We start from the raw sequence: 13,757 nt of genomic DNA, 5'->3' as shown, positions 1-13,757 counted from the left end.
AGACGTCACCCATGAAGTCGGACACCGTACAAATTGCCCCCCTGGATTTTCTCCTGGGCGGCGGCGAAATGGGGCAGCTGATCCGGGACTTCGACTGGGCGTCGACATCGTTGGGCGAGCCCGCGGGCTGGCCGCAGTCCCTGCGCTCGGCCATCAGCATCTGCCTGCATTCGAGTTTCCCGACGGCTATCTATTGGGGCGAGGATTTCTGCCTGCTGTACAACGACGCCTGGGCGCCGATTCCGGCAGACCGTCCTCCGGCCGCGCTCGGCCGCCCGGCGCGTGAAGTCTGGTCGGCCATCTGGGACGTCGTCGGCCCGCAGTTCGAGGCGGCCTACCGAGACGCCCAAGGCTTTTCGACGTTCGACCAACTGTTGATGATGGAACGCGGCGGGCGGGCGCAGGAAAGCTGGTGGAACTACAGCCTCACGCCCATTCGCGGCGAAAACGGCCGTATCGCGGGCATCCTCAATCAGGGCCACGAGGTGACTGACCGTATTCTGGCCGAGCGTCGCCGGGCGCAAGAACTCGTCCGCCAGCGCAAGATGTTCGAGCAGGCGCCCGGCTTCATCACCGTGCTCAACGGCCCCGAGCACCGCTTTGAATTCGTCAACCAGTCCTACACCCGGCTGTTCGGCGAGCGCGACTACGTGGGCAAGACCATTTACGAAGCGTTCCCGGAGCTGGTGGGCCAAGGGTTTTACGAATGGCTGGATGCGGTCTACAGCACCGGCGAGCGGCTGGTGCAGCAACGCACCCCGATCCAGCTCAGTCATCCCGACGCCCCGTGCGAAGTGCGTTATCTGGATTTCATCTATGAGCCGCTGCTCGATGAGACCGGTCAGGTCACCGGTATCTTTTGTGAAGGCTACGACGTGACCGAGGCGCATATCTCCCGAGCCGCGCTGGAGGCCAGCGAAGCGGCGTTGCGCGAGGAAACCCGCACCCTGGAAACGCTGAACCGGGTCAATACCGAGCTGGCCCTGGAGCTGGACCTCAAACGCCTGGTGCAGACCGTGACCGATGCCGGCCGCGAGATGACGGGCGCGGAGATCGGCGGGTATTTCCACAATGCCACCAGCGGTCATTTTGACCTCTTCACGCTGTCGGGCGCTCCGTCGTCCGAACTGGCGCACTTGCCAGGGCCACGGGCCTGTCCGGTGTTCGCACCGGCGTTCCTCACCGAGGGCGTGATGCGCTCTGACGACATCCTGCCGGACCCGCGCTATGGCGGCATCACGCCGCATTTTGGCTTGCCGGCCGGCCATGCGCCGGTGCGCAGCTACCTGGCGGTCTCGGTGGTGTCGCGCTCGGGTGACGTGCTGGGCGGCCTGTTCTACGGCCACACCGAGCCCGCTCAATTTACCCCACGCCACGAAAACCTGATGTCAGCCCTGGCCGCTCAGGCCGCCATTGCGATCGACAACGCGACGCTGTTCCAGCAGGTGCAGAGCGCCAACGAAACCCTTGAACAACGGGTGCAGGCTCGCTCGCAGGAATTGTCCGAAGCCCATTCGGCCCTGCGCCAGGCGCACAAGATGGAAGCCATCGGGCAGCTCACCGGCGGCATCGCCCACGACTTCAACAACCTGCTCGCCGGCATCATCGGCAGCCTGGAAATGATCGAGCGGCGCATCGCCAACGGCCGGGTCGACGGCCTGGATCGCTACGTCAATGCCGCCCACGATTCGGCCAATCGCGCCGCCACCCTCACCCAGCGGCTGCTGGCGTTCTCCCGTCGCCAGACCCTCGACCCCAAGCCCACCGACGTCAATCGGCTGGTGGCGGGCATGGGTCAGCTCATCGCGTCCACCATCGGCCCGTCCATCAGCATCAGCACCATTGCCAGCGGCGACCTGTGGCTCAGCAAGATCGACGCGCCGCAGCTGGAAAGCGCGCTGGTCAATCTGACGCTCAATGCCCGCGACGCCATGCCCAACGGCGGCGTACTCACCGTGCAGACCCGCAACGTCTCCGCTGACCACGTCGCCGGGATCGCGGCGCAACTGCCCTCGGGTGACTTCGTTGAACTCAGCGTGAGCGACAGCGGTACCGGCATCGCACCGGAGATCCTCGACAGGATTTTCGACCCGTTCTTCACCACCAAACCCATCGGCCAGGGCACAGGCCTGGGGTTGTCGATGATTCACGGTTTTGTGCACCAGTCCGGCGGCACCATTCAGGCGCGCTCCACCCACGGCGCGGGCACGACGATCTCGCTGTACTTGCCGCGCCATCTGGGTGACCGCGAACAAGCGACTGCCCGCTGCCCGTCGCAGCCCCACAGCCGTGGCGAAAGCGTGCTGGTCATCGACGACGAGCCCCACGTGCGCATGCTGATGTGCGACGCCCTGCGCGAACGCGGTTATCAGGTCAGCGAAGCCATGGACGGGCCGTCGGGGTTGCAAATGCTCCGCTCGATGGCATCGATTGATCTGCTGGTGACCGACGTCGGCCTGCCCGGCGGGATGAATGGCCGACAGGTCGCCGACGCCGCCCGCGCCCTGCTGCCCTCACTGGATGTGCTGTTCGTCACCGGTTACGCGCAAAACTCGGCGGTGGGCGGCGATCAACTGGAAACCGGTATGGCCGTATTGCTCAAGCCCTTTGGCATGAACGTCTTCGCGCAGAAGGTCGGCGAGATGCTCCAGGCTGGCGCTCTCGCTCACGACTGATCGGTCAGGTTTTTTCGCCCTCTCACGGAACTCACAGGCCCGGCATGCCCCTAAGCACGACGTCAGCGAACCGGCACAACGCCAGTTCCACGAGAGGTTTAGGTTTCCATGTCTTCCAGCACCCCATCCGCCGCCATAGGCCAACCAGACGAGCAGCGCACTTCGCCGCGTCGTCTGATCTTCATCTCGGTCCTTGTCGCCACCATGGGCGCACTCGCTTTCGGTTACGACACGGGCATCATCGCGGGCGCTCTGCCCTTCATGACCTTGCCGCTCGATCAGGGCGGTCTTGGCCTGAACCCCGTCAGCGAAGGGCTGATCACTGCATCGCTGATCGTCGGCGCTGCCTTCGGCTCGCTGGCCAGCGGTTACCTGTCCGACCGTTTTGGCCGACGCGTGACCCTGCGCATGCTGTCGCTGTTGTTCATCGTCGGCGCCCTCGGTACAGCCACTGCGCCGTCGGTGCCGTTCATGGTCGCCGCGCGCTTTCTGCTGGGCATCGCCGTTGGCGGTGGTTCGGCCACGGTGCCGGTCTTCATTGCCGAAATCGCCGGGCCCTCGCGCCGCGCGAGGCTGGTCAGCCGCAACGAGCTGATGATCGTCAGCGGCCAGTTGCTGGCCTACGTGCTGAGCGCCGTGCTCGCCGCGCTGCTGCACACCCCCGGCATCTGGCGCTACATGCTGGCGATCGCTATGGTCCCGGGCGTTTTGCTGCTGATCGGTACGTTCTTCGTGCCGCCGTCGCCGCGCTGGCTGGCCTCGAAAGGTCGTTTCGATGAAGCGCAAGACGTGCTCGAACAACTGCGTGACACCAAGGACGCCGCCAAGCGCGAAGTCGAGGAAATGAAAACCCAGGAAAAACAGGCCCACAAGCGCGTCGCCGCTCGCGAGTTGCTGCGTCAGCCGTGGGTGTTGAAGCTGTTGCTGATCGGTGTCGGGCTGGGGTTTACCGCGCAGTTCACCGGCGTCAATGCGTTCATGTACTACACGCCGATCATCCTCAAGCACACCGGCATGGGCACCAACGCCGCACTGACCGCGACCATCGGCAATGGCATCGTCTCGGTCATCGCGACCTTGCTGGGGATCTGGGCCATCGGCCGTTACGGGCGTCGTCACCTGCTGATGACCGGTCTGGTCATCGTGATCATGATGCAGGCGGCGCTGGGTTGCGTGCTGATGTTCATGCCGCAGAACCTGACCCAGAGCTATGCCGCGCTGGCGTGCATTCTGGTGTTCCTGCTGTTCATGCAGATGTGCATCTCGCCGGTGTACTGGCTGCTGATGTCCGAGCTGTTCCCGATGCAGGTCCGTGGCTTGCTGACCGGCACCGCGGTGTCGATGCAGTGGCTGTTCAACGCGACCGTCGCGTTCCTGTTCCCGATCGCGGTGGACACGATCGGCAACCCGACCTTCTTCGTGTTTGCGGCCATCAACATCGGCTCGCTGATCTTCGTATTCCTGTGCCTGCCGGAGACCAAGGGCAAGTCTTTGGAGCAGATCGAAAAGCACATGAAGAAAGAGCTTTAAGACGAGGTTTCGGATCCCGGGCCTTGCGTCCGGGACCTGAAACAGGAGGGGTGATACCGCGCACATTCAGCCGAGCAATTCGGTGATCCAGCGCACCTGCTGCGCGGTGTCGCGAAGCTTGTCTTCCGGCACCGCCTGCCGCGCACGTTGCAAGTTGGCCAACGTGCGCTGCCTGTAACGCAGCAGGCGCCGCCACTTGTCGAGAAACGCCGGGCTGCGCGCCGCCATCAACAACGGGCCGAAGTACAACGCTTCAGGGCTGTACACCACCGGCCCGCTGCGTTCGGCGACGATGATTTCGTAGTCGAAGCGGTTCTCCCGCAGCACGTCCTCATGGACGATGCGATAACCGTTGTCCATCAACCACCGGCGCAGTTCAGGCTCGCCGCCGTTGGGCTGCAGAATCAGTTGTTCCTTTCCATTCAGACGCGATTTCCCGGCCTCGAAGATGTCGCGAATCGTCTCGCCGCCCATGCCGCAGAGGCTGATCGCGGTAATGCCGTCCTCCGCTTCAATCGCCGCCAGGCCATCGGCCAGACGCACGCGGATGTGCTCCTCGAAGCCGTTCTCGCGCACCGTACGTTCGGCCGCCGTGAACGGCGTCGTCGCCACCTCCCCCGCCACGGCCATCGCGATGAGCCCACGGCGCATCAACGCCACCGGCAGGTACGCGTGATCGGAGCCGATGTCAGCCAGTCGCGCGTCGGCCGGCACCCGCGCCGCCACCCGCTCCAGGCGCCTGGACAATGTGTGTTCGTTCAACCTTGCCGCCCCTTATCTCGCCACCGCCCGGCACGACCTGCCGAAACGGGCCGTGAGTCTGTCGGGCTGTGGCGTGGATTTCAACTGCGGCGGCACTCGGCTGGCAGGTTGACCAGACAGCGCTAGGGCAACTTCGCGATGACCTTGATCTCGAAATCAAAGCCATACAGCCAGGTCACGCCTACGGCGGTGATGGTCGGGTGCGGCGCTTCGCCCCAGAACTCCGGCACCACTTCCCAGGCCTTTTCGAAGGTCGACTGCGGATCGACCATGAACACGGTGACGTCAATCACGTCATCGAAGGTGCAGCCGGCGGCATTGAGAATGGCATTGAGATTGGTGAACGCCAGGCGGACCTGGGCGCGCAGATCGGGCTCGGGCGAGCCATCTTCGCGGCTGCCCACTTGTCCCGAGACAAACAGCAAGCCGGCGGATTTGATCGCCGGCGAGTAGCGATTGCGCTCGTACAATGCGTGGCGGCCGGGCGGGAATACAACGTCACGAACAGTCATGGGCTTTCTCCTTCAGCGGAGCGGGATACTCCGTCGTTTCGATGGGCAGACTGTAGGGCGGCGGATTCGCTGGATAAACCAGCAGCCTTGATCAAGACTGTTTGCATTTCCCAAACAATCAGGTGGCGCGATGGACCGTTTCGACGCGATGCAGGCGTTCGTTCGAGTGGTGGAAACCGGCAGTTTCACCAAGGCCGCCGGCACGTTGCACATGAGCAAGACCACGGTGACGCAACTGGTGCAACAGCTCGAAGCGCGGTTGCGGGTCAAGCTGCTCAACCGCACCACGCGCAAGGTCAACGTCACGGCCGACGGCGCGGTGTTCTACGAACGTGCACTACGCGTGCTGGCGGATCTGGACGACGCGGAAACAGGGCTGTCCAGCGCCGCCAACGCCCCACGAGGTCGTCTGCGCGTCGACGTGCCTAGCCCCTTCGCCCGCATGGTGCTGATCCCCGCGCTGCCAGACTTCAATGCCCGCTACCCCGACATCCAGATCGACCTGGGCGTGAGCGACCGGATGATCGACCTCATCGGCGAGAACGTCGATTGCGTGGTGCGCGGCGGCGAGCTCACCGACCAGTCGCTGATGGCCCGGCACATCACCGACCTGAAGCTGGGCGTCTACGCGTCGCCGGCCTATCTGCAGCGCGCAGGCACGCCGGCTCATCCCCGTGACCTCGAAGACCCGCAGCACCGCATCATCGGTTATCGCTGGGCCCGCACCGGACAGCTGTTCCCGATGGTGCTGCAGCGGGACGGCGAGAGGGTTCAGGTGCAGAGCCGCTACTTGCTCTCGGTGGACGACGGCAACGCGTACCTCGCGGCAGGTCTCGCCGGCATGGGCGCCCTCTGGCTGCCGCAGTACATGGCCCAGCCGTCGGTGCTCAGCGGTGAACTGCTGGCGTTGTTCGACGACTGGCAGCTGGAATCGATGCCGATGTACGTGGCCTTCCCGCCCAACCGGCACATCAGCATCAAGCTGCGGGTGTTCATCGACTGGGTTGTGGAGTTGATGGGCGACGGGTACAAGAGCCGATCTTCCGCAACGGTTGTACAAGGAGCGACGCGCAATGGATGAAGTGATCAGTTATCGAAAAGCAACGGCCGAGGATGTGGCGGCGATCTGCGAACTGGGGCAGTTGCTCAACGCCATTCACCACGCGGAGCGTCCCGATATTTACACAGATGAAACCCTCGATCACACCCGCGATGCCCCTCACTGGCTGAGCTTTCTGAACAACCCGGAGCAGGTGGTTTTCCTGGCGTTCGTCGGGGATCGAGCGGCGGGGTTTGTCAGCGCGGGGATGTTTTCAGCAGGTGGGCCTTTGATGCAGCCGATGGCATTCGCGCGGATTGGCTCGGTGTGCGTGGCCCAGGTTTTCTGGGGGAAAGGCTTGGGCCGTGGGCTGATCGAGCACGTGCAAGCATGGGCGCTGGAACGCGGTGCCCAGGATATTCGGCTGACGGTGTGGGGCTTCAACACCCACGCGCGGCGGCTGTATGAAGAGCTCGGGTTTGAGACACGGGCTTATGAAATGGGGATGCGGTTGATGTGACTGCCGTTCATCGCACCGGACAGAGACCCTTGTAGACGACCGGTCAGTTTTGTCATAAGGTGCTGCGCATTATGAAGAAACCCAACCTGGAAATGCGCCAACACATCATCGACGTCGCCAAGTCGCTGATGACCCACAAGGGCTACACCGCCGTGGGCCTGGCTGAAGTAGTAAGCGCGGCGGGCGTGCCCAAGGGCTCGTTTTACTATTACTTCAAATCGAAGGAAGAGTTCGGCGCTGCGTTGCTCGATGAGTACTTCTCCGAGTACCTCGGCCGTGTCGACACCGTCATGACACGGTCGGGCACCGGAGCTGAAAAGCTGCTGGCCTACTTCGATTACTGGATCGAGACCCAGGGCACCGATCATCCGGAAGGCAAATGCCTGGTGGTCAAGCTGGGCCCGGAAGTCTGCGACCTGTCCGAGGACATGCGCAGGGTGCTGGAGGCCGGCACGGCGAAGATAATCCAGCGCATCACCGCCTGCGTGGACATGGGCCTGGCAGACGGCAGCCTGCACATCGAAGAAGGCAGCGAAGCCTTCGCCGAAACGCTGTATCAACTGTGGCTGGGCGCTTCCCTTCTGGTGAAAGTGAACAAGTCCACCACGCCCTTCGACACGGCCATGAGCCTGACCCAACGCCTGCTGCGGTAGCAGGCGCTTTTTTTTCAAAGATTGGTAGACGACCGGTCAAATATGCGAGTAATTATCAATGAGTGATATCAGTAACAGCACCGACTTGTTTTCTCCCGTACAGATGGGCGCCATCGAAATGGCCAACCGCATCGTCATGGCCCCCGTCACCCGCAGCCGATACGAAGAAGACGGCGTGCCCGGTGAACTGCACGCCACCTATTACGCCCAGCGTGCCACTGCCGGATTGATCGTGGCCGAAGCCACCAACATCTCGGCCCAGGGACGCGGCTATGCGGCGACGCCCGGGATCTGGGGCGAAGCGCAGGTCGCCGGCTGGCGCAAAGTCACCGACGCCGTGCACGCGGCCGGCGGCAAGATCGTCAGCCAGCTCTGGCATGTGGGGCGGTTCTCAAGCGTCGACCTGCAGCCCAACGGCGAAGCCCCGGTCGCGCCGTCCGCGATTCAGGCCGAGGGCAACACCTACACGGCCAACGGCTTCGTCCCGGTGTCGATGCCCCGCGCCCTGGAAACCGACGAAATCCCCGGCATCATCGAGCAGTACAAACACGCTGCCGAGAACGCCAGGCGCGCAGGGTTCGACGGCGTCGAGGTTCACTCGGCCAACAGCTATTTGCTCGACCAGTTCCTGCGCGATTCCACCAACCAGCGCACCGACCGATACGGTGGCTCGATCGAAAACCGTGCCCGGCTGACGCTGGAAGTTACCCAGGCCATCGTCGACATCTGGGGCAACGACCGCGTGGGGATTCGCCTGTCGCCGGTGACGCCGGATGCGGGCAACACGCCGCCGGACAGCAACGTGATGGCGTTGCACGGTTACCTGATTCAGCAGTTGAACCGCTTCAACCTGGCGTACCTGCACTTTGTCGAAGGCGCGACCGCCACCTCCCGTGAAGTGCCAGAAGGCGTCGACATGGATGGCTTGAGCGCCCAGTTCAACGGCCCGTTCATTGGTAACAACAACTACGACCTGGACATGGCCATCGAGCGCCGCGCCCAGGGCAAGATCGACGCCGTCGCGTTCGGTCGCCTGTTCATCTCCAACCCGGACCTGGTCGCGAGGCTGCGCCACGGCGCCGAGCTGACCATCGCCCCCCGCGAAAGCTATTACGGCGGCGGCGCCAAGGGCTACACCGACTGGCCGCTGGGCACTTACTAACAGCGCTGGCAACCGCACCGCTTTCAAGCACCGCATTCAATAACGGCTGAACGGCAAGGCTTTCCCAGGAAAGCCGACGCTGCCCGCACGCCTTGAATTTGAGGAAACATGAAGATGAATTATCTGGACAAGAAAACCGCCATTGTCACCGGGGCGTCATCAGGGATCGGCGCCGCGACGGCCAAAGCATTGGCCGCTCAAGGGGTCAACGTTGTGGCTGCTGCGCTGGATGAGAAAGGCCTCGCAGCCCTTGTCAGTGAACTCCGCGCGGCGGGCTTTGAGGCGTCCAGCTTTGTCACCGACGTCACCGACGCTGAACAGACCCGCGCCCTGGCGCAGTTCACCAAAGACACCTACGGCTCGGTCGACATCCTCGTCAACAACGCTGGCCTGATGCTGTTCTCCCACTGGGTCGATCTCGTGACCCAGGACTGGAACGCCATGATCGACGTCAACATCAAGGGCTACCTGAACACCATTGCCGCCGCCCTGCCCTTCATGCTCGAACAGAAATCCGGACAGATCCTCAACATGGATTCGGTGGCCGGCCACCAGGTCGGCCCCGGCGCCGGCGTCTACAGCGCAACCAAATTCTTCGTGCAGGCCATGACCGAATCCATGCGCAAAGAACTGGGCGTGCACCACGGCATCCGCGTCAACACCGTCAGCCCCGGCGTGATCAACACCGGCTGGGCAGACAAAGTCACCGACCCCGCCGGGCGCAAAGCCGCACAAGCGCTCAACGAAATCGCCATCGCGCCGGAAGACATCAGCCGCGCCGTGATCTACGCGCTGAATCAGCCGGCCAACGTCACCGTCAACGACCTGATCATTTCACCCACCCGACAGGACTGGTGATTGCGCGGCTGTTGGTCATTGAAGCTATCGCCTAACTAACTCAAACCCTGGAGTCATAAACATGAGCAAGAACATCAAAGCCGTTGCCACCCACGACTACAACGCCGTGATCGAGACCGCCAGCCGCTACGTTGAGGGTCTGCGCGAAGGCAGCGTTGCGACGATCAAGCAGGCCTTTCATGAAGAGGCGGTGATGTACGGTTTTACCAACGGCCAACTGCTGGGTGGGCCGATCAGCAACTTGTATGACTTTGTTGAGAGCAACGGTAAAGCGGCGGACATCACGACGCGTCTGGATGTGTTGGCGATTACACCGACCACGGCCGTGGTGCGAGTGGATATGGAGAAGGACGCGATTGGCGCGGATTACAACGACTACCTGACGTTGATCAAGATCGATGGGGACTGGAAGGTGATTGCCAAGGTTTATCACCAGTTTGAGGGGTAGGTTTTACAGCGAGGTTTTTTATGGGCGCAGGTCTTGGGTTTTGGCTTCGGGGCCTGCCTGCCGGGTTATAGCGGCTGGGTATTGAGCGTTTTTTGAGTCGTAGCGTTGCTTATTTTTGGAGTAAGACGTGATGGTTTTAGTGGAGTACAGCGCTGGTTTGCCGTGCAGTACGGATCAGGCGTGGAAGGTGCTTCGGGACTTTGGCGGGATCGCGGCATGGCATCCGGCGATTGTGAAGAGTGGCATCGAGAGTGAAGTTGGGATTTTACGGGTGAGTGCGGTCAGGCGGCTGGAGCTTGCGGACGGTGCGGTGTTGCGGGAGCGGTTGATTGCGTTTGATGATGGACTCAGGGCGTTGGTTTATGTGTTTGAGGAGTCGCCGTTGCCGGTGGATGGGTATCGGGCGGAGGTTCGGGTGGATGAGATTGCGGGGTTGGTCGAACGGTGTGTGGTGCGATGGAGTGCTGGGTTTGAGGTTCGGGAGGCTGGCACGGATGGGGCATTTGAGGAGTTGGTCAGGGGGTTGATTGTGCAGGGGCATGAGGGTTTGGAGAGGGTGGTTCGGGGTTGATGGTGGGCGTTCGGGAGTGAATTGGGTGGATGGGCAAGCCGGAACGCGATCAAGGCAAGGCGCGCCGGGTTCCGACGCCCATTGGGGATCGAGTGTGACTGGCCAGGCAGAATCCTGATTAATGGCGCCGGGAAGCAAGCCAGTTGAACAGCCTGCCCAGCCACCACCGGCTGCGTGCTGCGCGTATTTCATCGATCTGCATGAACGTGTAAGGCGTGAGCCTGCTCTTTTCTCTCTTGCGCAGTGTGCGTAAGCCCCTGATACGGTCGCGAGCGTGGATCAGCGTGCAAACGGTGGCAAACAGGAAAATCAGAATGATCAAAATGCCCGTGGTGAACGGAGTGACTGATTTAATCACTGCACCTGCGGCCAAGGTCCCAACACCGGCAATCAACCCTTCCGCTCCCGCGGATGTGGAAGATACGGAAAATGAAACCCTGTTATCGGATACGTCGAACGCGAACCCTCGAGGAGGCGTTAGATAAAGGCCAGCATACAGCGTCGCGATGATACCCAATAACAACCCGGCGATTATGCGTCCTTGAGTGGGAGATCCTCCCAAGTCATCAGTGACCACGGTGTAACTGACCCACGCGGGGGCAAGGGCCAAGAGAAAAATCATTAAAGTGAAGTAACTCAGGGCGAATGTCGTATAACGCTCACACCAATATCTCATGTACAGCGTGTAACCTGAGAGCAGGAAAAACAGCAGCCCGTACACCCATCCGTCTGTGGCTGAGCGCAAGAGACCAACGGCACCCAAGCCAATGGCAACTATGAAAAGCGTCCGTGTCAGCGAGTTGATCGTTCGCGCATCGGGATCGTAGATAGTGCTCATTTCGACGGTCGTTCCTGGCTTTTTGTAATCGAGTAGATAAACACGGGACATCGCACGGTGAGCTGATCTTTCCCACACCTATTCTGATGATAATGTCTTTGATGCTGATGCACAGAGCCAGCATGGCTAGCGGCCTATGAATGAGGCGGCACGCCGTGCGCGTATGCCCTCCACCTCCATGAACGTGTAGCTCACCCGCTCCTTGATTTCCTGCTCTTTCAAACTGCGAAGAGACGAAATACTGACCCGATGATAAAAGAGCATGAACAGTGAGATTGCGAAAAAGATACAGGCAAGCAATAAAGCGGGAGAGTCGTAGGAATGGACCATAGGGTAGATCACGGTCGAAAGCGCAGCCCCTATTCCGCCCTGCAAGGACTGGTTCTGGAACGGAGGCACGGTCACCTCGACGCGATTTCCCCGGGCAACCAGTACGGTCGTTCGACTTCTCCACCTGTCCAGCGCCAGGTAAATGACGAATGCGATGAGCAGTGGAATGCACGCCAATGAAAGTGATGTGACGGGTCCTAATTTCAACTGTTTAGACGCTGCGATCAATACCAGAAGAAATGTAAAACCTGGCGCAAAGCCGAGATTCAGAAAAAGCCTGAGATTGGCATATCGGGTGAATTTTTCGGTGCGGTAAGCGCAATCGAAGCACCACCAACTCAGCCACACCTCCGCCGCGCACATTGGGAAAAATAAAAGGCTGGGCAAAATACCTGCAGAAACAACCGCTTGCATCGTGAACAACAGCCAAGTGCTGAAGATGATGGACGTGAAACGGTGTGGATCTGTGTCAAACATCAGGTATTCCCTACTGCTTATTTGAGCGTCAATAGTCGGACGATACACTCACTGAGAAAGAGCCGAAGCCGGCACCTCAAGCCTGCGGTCTACTGCTGAAGCCGCTAGAGGGCTAGCACGACGCCTCCCGCCCGTCCTTTCTGCCTACCACGTAGCAATTCTCGGATCGCGTGTTCAAGATGTAAAAGGACTGCCCCAGAAACGCCAAGGATATGTTTCTCCGGCCGTGATGGTCGCCCACAAAAGGTTTCTCAAGGGCATAGTCAGTTTAGTCGCAGAGGACGTATCGAGTTTCGTTAGCAGCCTACTGATCAATGCATCAGATTCCTGATTCATTCAGGTCTCTAGATTGTCGGGCGGATACGGCGGGCTTGCGTGGCTGGAGGATGGCCCGGATGCAGCCCTTGGAATGACGACGTCAGCTAGGGCGCACTTCGACTTATACACGACTTACCATCAATTCCACCATATATTCGAGCAGGCTCGAAAAACTATCAAATTCTTCATATACGTTATCAAACGCTTGCTTATCTCTAACTTGGTAGCGTCCCTCAGCAAGGTCTAAAACGTAAGCGTCCTGATCGCTGTCTCCAAACAAAACATATTGATCCATCCATTCAAGTTCTCGCGATAACTTATTCATTTCGATGAAGGCCAGAGAGTATCCATTACCGCCGACAAGTTTTTTTGGTTTTGTTGAATAGAGAAAAACCCCTTCAACTACTAGACCATTAAATCTTTTTAGAATCTCAAGGTAATCACTCGGAGGGCTGAACCCCAGCTCTATCTCGCTAGACCTGACAAACGACTTGATTTCATGCTCGTGCGCACCTTCATTAAAGAAAAATCCGTCCACCTCATACGTCTTTTTTACATATGCTATCTTTTCTTCCAAGTTTTCCATGCAAACCTCTAGAGTAAGGGCGGAGGGTAGACATCAAGATCAATGATTGGCCAGTCCAACGTTTGACTATCACCGGGCTTCATGCTGCGGGTCACGGTGCTTTGGTAATTAGTAATAACTTTATGATAGGGATCGTTCTTAATGAGTGTCAGGTTATTAAAGCTATTTGTCCCACCGTCATCCAGAGGTAGATCATGGTGGACTTGCCAGTCACGGCTAGGCAGTTTGCCCTGTTGCATTCGCGAAATACCAGAGTCATGAATGCCGGCGTTTTTCAGTTGCTGGATATTCTCAGGATTCTCAGACAGTGATTTTAAATAATCGGGGCGCACCTTGCGATCAAACACATTCCTCAATTCTCTGGTTTCGGCGGGCGGACGTTTAGTGTAGACAATTTCCTCAGTGCGGACACCTGGAAGCCCGACAGCAATAGGGCGAGCATCATAGAAAAGGAAGCTATTAAAGAACACCACACCTG

At 60.0% G+C, this 13,757-nt stretch carries 15 protein-coding genes; 9 read left to right on the top strand and 6 right to left on the bottom strand.

What is annotated here, in order from left to right; all coding sequences use genetic code 11:
• The first annotated feature begins 11 nt into the window (after nucleotides 1-11).
• Both ACYASU_RS17405 and ACYASU_RS17400 read left to right on the top strand, forming a co-directional pair.
• Nucleotides 12-2,675, top strand: coding sequence for an ATP-binding protein (locus ACYASU_RS17405; RefSeq protein ID WP_463583507.1), 2,664 nt, complete (start codon nucleotides 12-14; stop codon nucleotides 2,673-2,675).
• A 108-nt stretch (nucleotides 2,676-2,783) separates the two neighbouring features.
• Complete coding sequence (locus ACYASU_RS17400) at nucleotides 2,784-4,205, top strand: sugar porter family MFS transporter (RefSeq protein ID WP_463583506.1); 1,422 nt, start codon at nucleotides 2,784-2,786, stop codon at nucleotides 4,203-4,205.
• Nucleotides 4,206-4,271: 66 nt separating this feature from the next.
• Here ACYASU_RS17400 and ACYASU_RS17395 read toward each other — a convergent pair whose 3' ends face one another.
• Entirely contained in the window at nucleotides 4,272-4,967 is a 696-nt protein-coding gene (locus tag ACYASU_RS17395; RefSeq protein WP_463583505.1) for a tRNA (adenine(22)-N(1))-methyltransferase, read from the bottom strand.
• Nucleotides 4,968-5,089: 122 nt separating this feature from the next.
• Entirely contained in the window at nucleotides 5,090-5,479 is a 390-nt protein-coding gene (locus ACYASU_RS17390; RefSeq protein WP_108119461.1) for a RidA family protein, read from the bottom strand.
• Between the two features lie 130 nt (nucleotides 5,480-5,609).
• Between ACYASU_RS17390 and ACYASU_RS17385 the strand changes: the two genes are divergently transcribed.
• From ACYASU_RS17385 to ACYASU_RS17355, 7 genes are all read left to right on the top strand, one after another.
• A complete protein-coding gene (locus ACYASU_RS17385) occupies nucleotides 5,610-6,560 on the top strand; it encodes a LysR family transcriptional regulator (protein WP_463583504.1) in 951 nt (316 codons plus the stop codon).
• The gene (locus tag ACYASU_RS17380) at nucleotides 6,553-7,038 is read left to right on the top strand and encodes a GNAT family N-acetyltransferase (protein WP_463583503.1); all 486 of its coding nucleotides are present in this window, start codon (nucleotides 6,553-6,555) and stop codon (nucleotides 7,036-7,038) included. Before ACYASU_RS17385 ends, ACYASU_RS17380 begins: the two co-directional genes overlap by 8 nt.
• A gap of 71 nt (nucleotides 7,039-7,109) precedes the next feature.
• A complete protein-coding gene (locus ACYASU_RS17375; RefSeq protein ID WP_463583502.1) occupies nucleotides 7,110-7,691 on the top strand; it encodes a TetR/AcrR family transcriptional regulator in 582 nt (193 codons plus the stop codon).
• Nucleotides 7,692-7,749: 58 nt separating this feature from the next.
• On the top strand, nucleotides 7,750-8,853 hold the full coding sequence (locus tag ACYASU_RS17370; RefSeq protein WP_463583501.1) for an alkene reductase: 1,104 nt from the start codon (nucleotides 7,750-7,752) through the stop codon (nucleotides 8,851-8,853).
• Between the two features lie 114 nt (nucleotides 8,854-8,967).
• Nucleotides 8,968-9,711, top strand: a complete 744-nt coding sequence (locus ACYASU_RS17365) for an SDR family oxidoreductase (protein WP_463583500.1) — start codon at nucleotides 8,968-8,970, stop codon at nucleotides 9,709-9,711.
• Nucleotides 9,712-9,772: 61 nt separating this feature from the next.
• Nucleotides 9,773-10,159, top strand: a complete 387-nt coding sequence (locus ACYASU_RS17360; protein ID WP_369305258.1) for a nuclear transport factor 2 family protein — start codon at nucleotides 9,773-9,775, stop codon at nucleotides 10,157-10,159.
• Nucleotides 10,160-10,289: 130 nt separating this feature from the next.
• Nucleotides 10,290-10,730 (top strand): SRPBCC family protein, encoded by a 441-nt coding sequence (locus ACYASU_RS17355; protein WP_463583521.1) that lies wholly within the window; start codon nucleotides 10,290-10,292, stop codon nucleotides 10,728-10,730.
• Between the two features lie 118 nt (nucleotides 10,731-10,848).
• Here ACYASU_RS17355 and ACYASU_RS17350 read toward each other — a convergent pair whose 3' ends face one another.
• The 4 genes from ACYASU_RS17350 to ACYASU_RS17335 all read right to left on the bottom strand — a co-directional run bounded on the left by ACYASU_RS17350 (nucleotide 10,849) and on the right by ACYASU_RS17335 (nucleotide 13,749).
• The gene (locus ACYASU_RS17350; protein ID WP_463583499.1) at nucleotides 10,849-11,568 is read right to left on the bottom strand and encodes a hypothetical protein; all 720 of its coding nucleotides are present in this window, start codon (nucleotides 11,566-11,568) and stop codon (nucleotides 10,849-10,851) included.
• Between the two features lie 126 nt (nucleotides 11,569-11,694).
• Nucleotides 11,695-12,375 (bottom strand): hypothetical protein, encoded by a 681-nt coding sequence (locus ACYASU_RS17345; protein ID WP_463583498.1) that lies wholly within the window; start codon nucleotides 12,373-12,375, stop codon nucleotides 11,695-11,697.
• A 439-nt stretch (nucleotides 12,376-12,814) separates the two neighbouring features.
• Nucleotides 12,815-13,279 (bottom strand): YrhA family protein, encoded by a 465-nt coding sequence (locus ACYASU_RS17340; RefSeq protein WP_463583497.1) that lies wholly within the window; start codon nucleotides 13,277-13,279, stop codon nucleotides 12,815-12,817.
• Between the two features lie 8 nt (nucleotides 13,280-13,287).
• Complete coding sequence (locus tag ACYASU_RS17335; protein WP_463583496.1) at nucleotides 13,288-13,749, bottom strand: hypothetical protein; 462 nt, start codon at nucleotides 13,747-13,749, stop codon at nucleotides 13,288-13,290.
• Between the last annotated feature and the right edge of the window lie 8 nt (nucleotides 13,750-13,757).

Source organism: Pseudomonas sp. HP_12 (assembly GCF_055283955.1).
This window is presented reverse-complemented; position numbering and strand designations above follow the sequence as displayed.

Bases quoted from the DNA above. Each gene is read 5' to 3' on its own strand.
- ACYASU_RS17405 (WP_463583507.1), top strand. From the start codon at position 12: ATGAAGTCGGACACCGTACAAATTGCCCCCCTGGATTTTCTCCTGGGC.
- ACYASU_RS17400 (WP_463583506.1), top strand. From the start codon at position 2,784: ATGTCTTCCAGCACCCCATCCGCCGCCATAGGCCAACCAGACGAGCAG.
- ACYASU_RS17390 (WP_108119461.1), bottom strand. From the start codon at position 5,479: ATGACTGTTCGTGACGTTGTATTCCCGCCCGGCCGCCACGCATTGTAC.
- ACYASU_RS17385 (WP_463583504.1), top strand. From the start codon at position 5,610: ATGGACCGTTTCGACGCGATGCAGGCGTTCGTTCGAGTGGTGGAAACC.
- ACYASU_RS17380 (WP_463583503.1), top strand. From the start codon at position 6,553: ATGGATGAAGTGATCAGTTATCGAAAAGCAACGGCCGAGGATGTGGCG.
- ACYASU_RS17375 (WP_463583502.1), top strand. From the start codon at position 7,110: ATGAAGAAACCCAACCTGGAAATGCGCCAACACATCATCGACGTCGCC.
- ACYASU_RS17370 (WP_463583501.1), top strand. From the start codon at position 7,750: ATGAGTGATATCAGTAACAGCACCGACTTGTTTTCTCCCGTACAGATG.
- ACYASU_RS17365 (WP_463583500.1), top strand. From the start codon at position 8,968: ATGAATTATCTGGACAAGAAAACCGCCATTGTCACCGGGGCGTCATCA.
- ACYASU_RS17360 (WP_369305258.1), top strand. From the start codon at position 9,773: ATGAGCAAGAACATCAAAGCCGTTGCCACCCACGACTACAACGCCGTG.
- ACYASU_RS17355 (WP_463583521.1), top strand. From the start codon at position 10,290: ATGGTTTTAGTGGAGTACAGCGCTGGTTTGCCGTGCAGTACGGATCAG.
- ACYASU_RS17350 (WP_463583499.1), bottom strand. From the start codon at position 11,568: ATGAGCACTATCTACGATCCCGATGCGCGAACGATCAACTCGCTGACA.
- ACYASU_RS17345 (WP_463583498.1), bottom strand. From the start codon at position 12,375: ATGTTTGACACAGATCCACACCGTTTCACGTCCATCATCTTCAGCACT.
- ACYASU_RS17340 (WP_463583497.1), bottom strand. From the start codon at position 13,279: ATGGAAAACTTGGAAGAAAAGATAGCATATGTAAAAAAGACGTATGAG.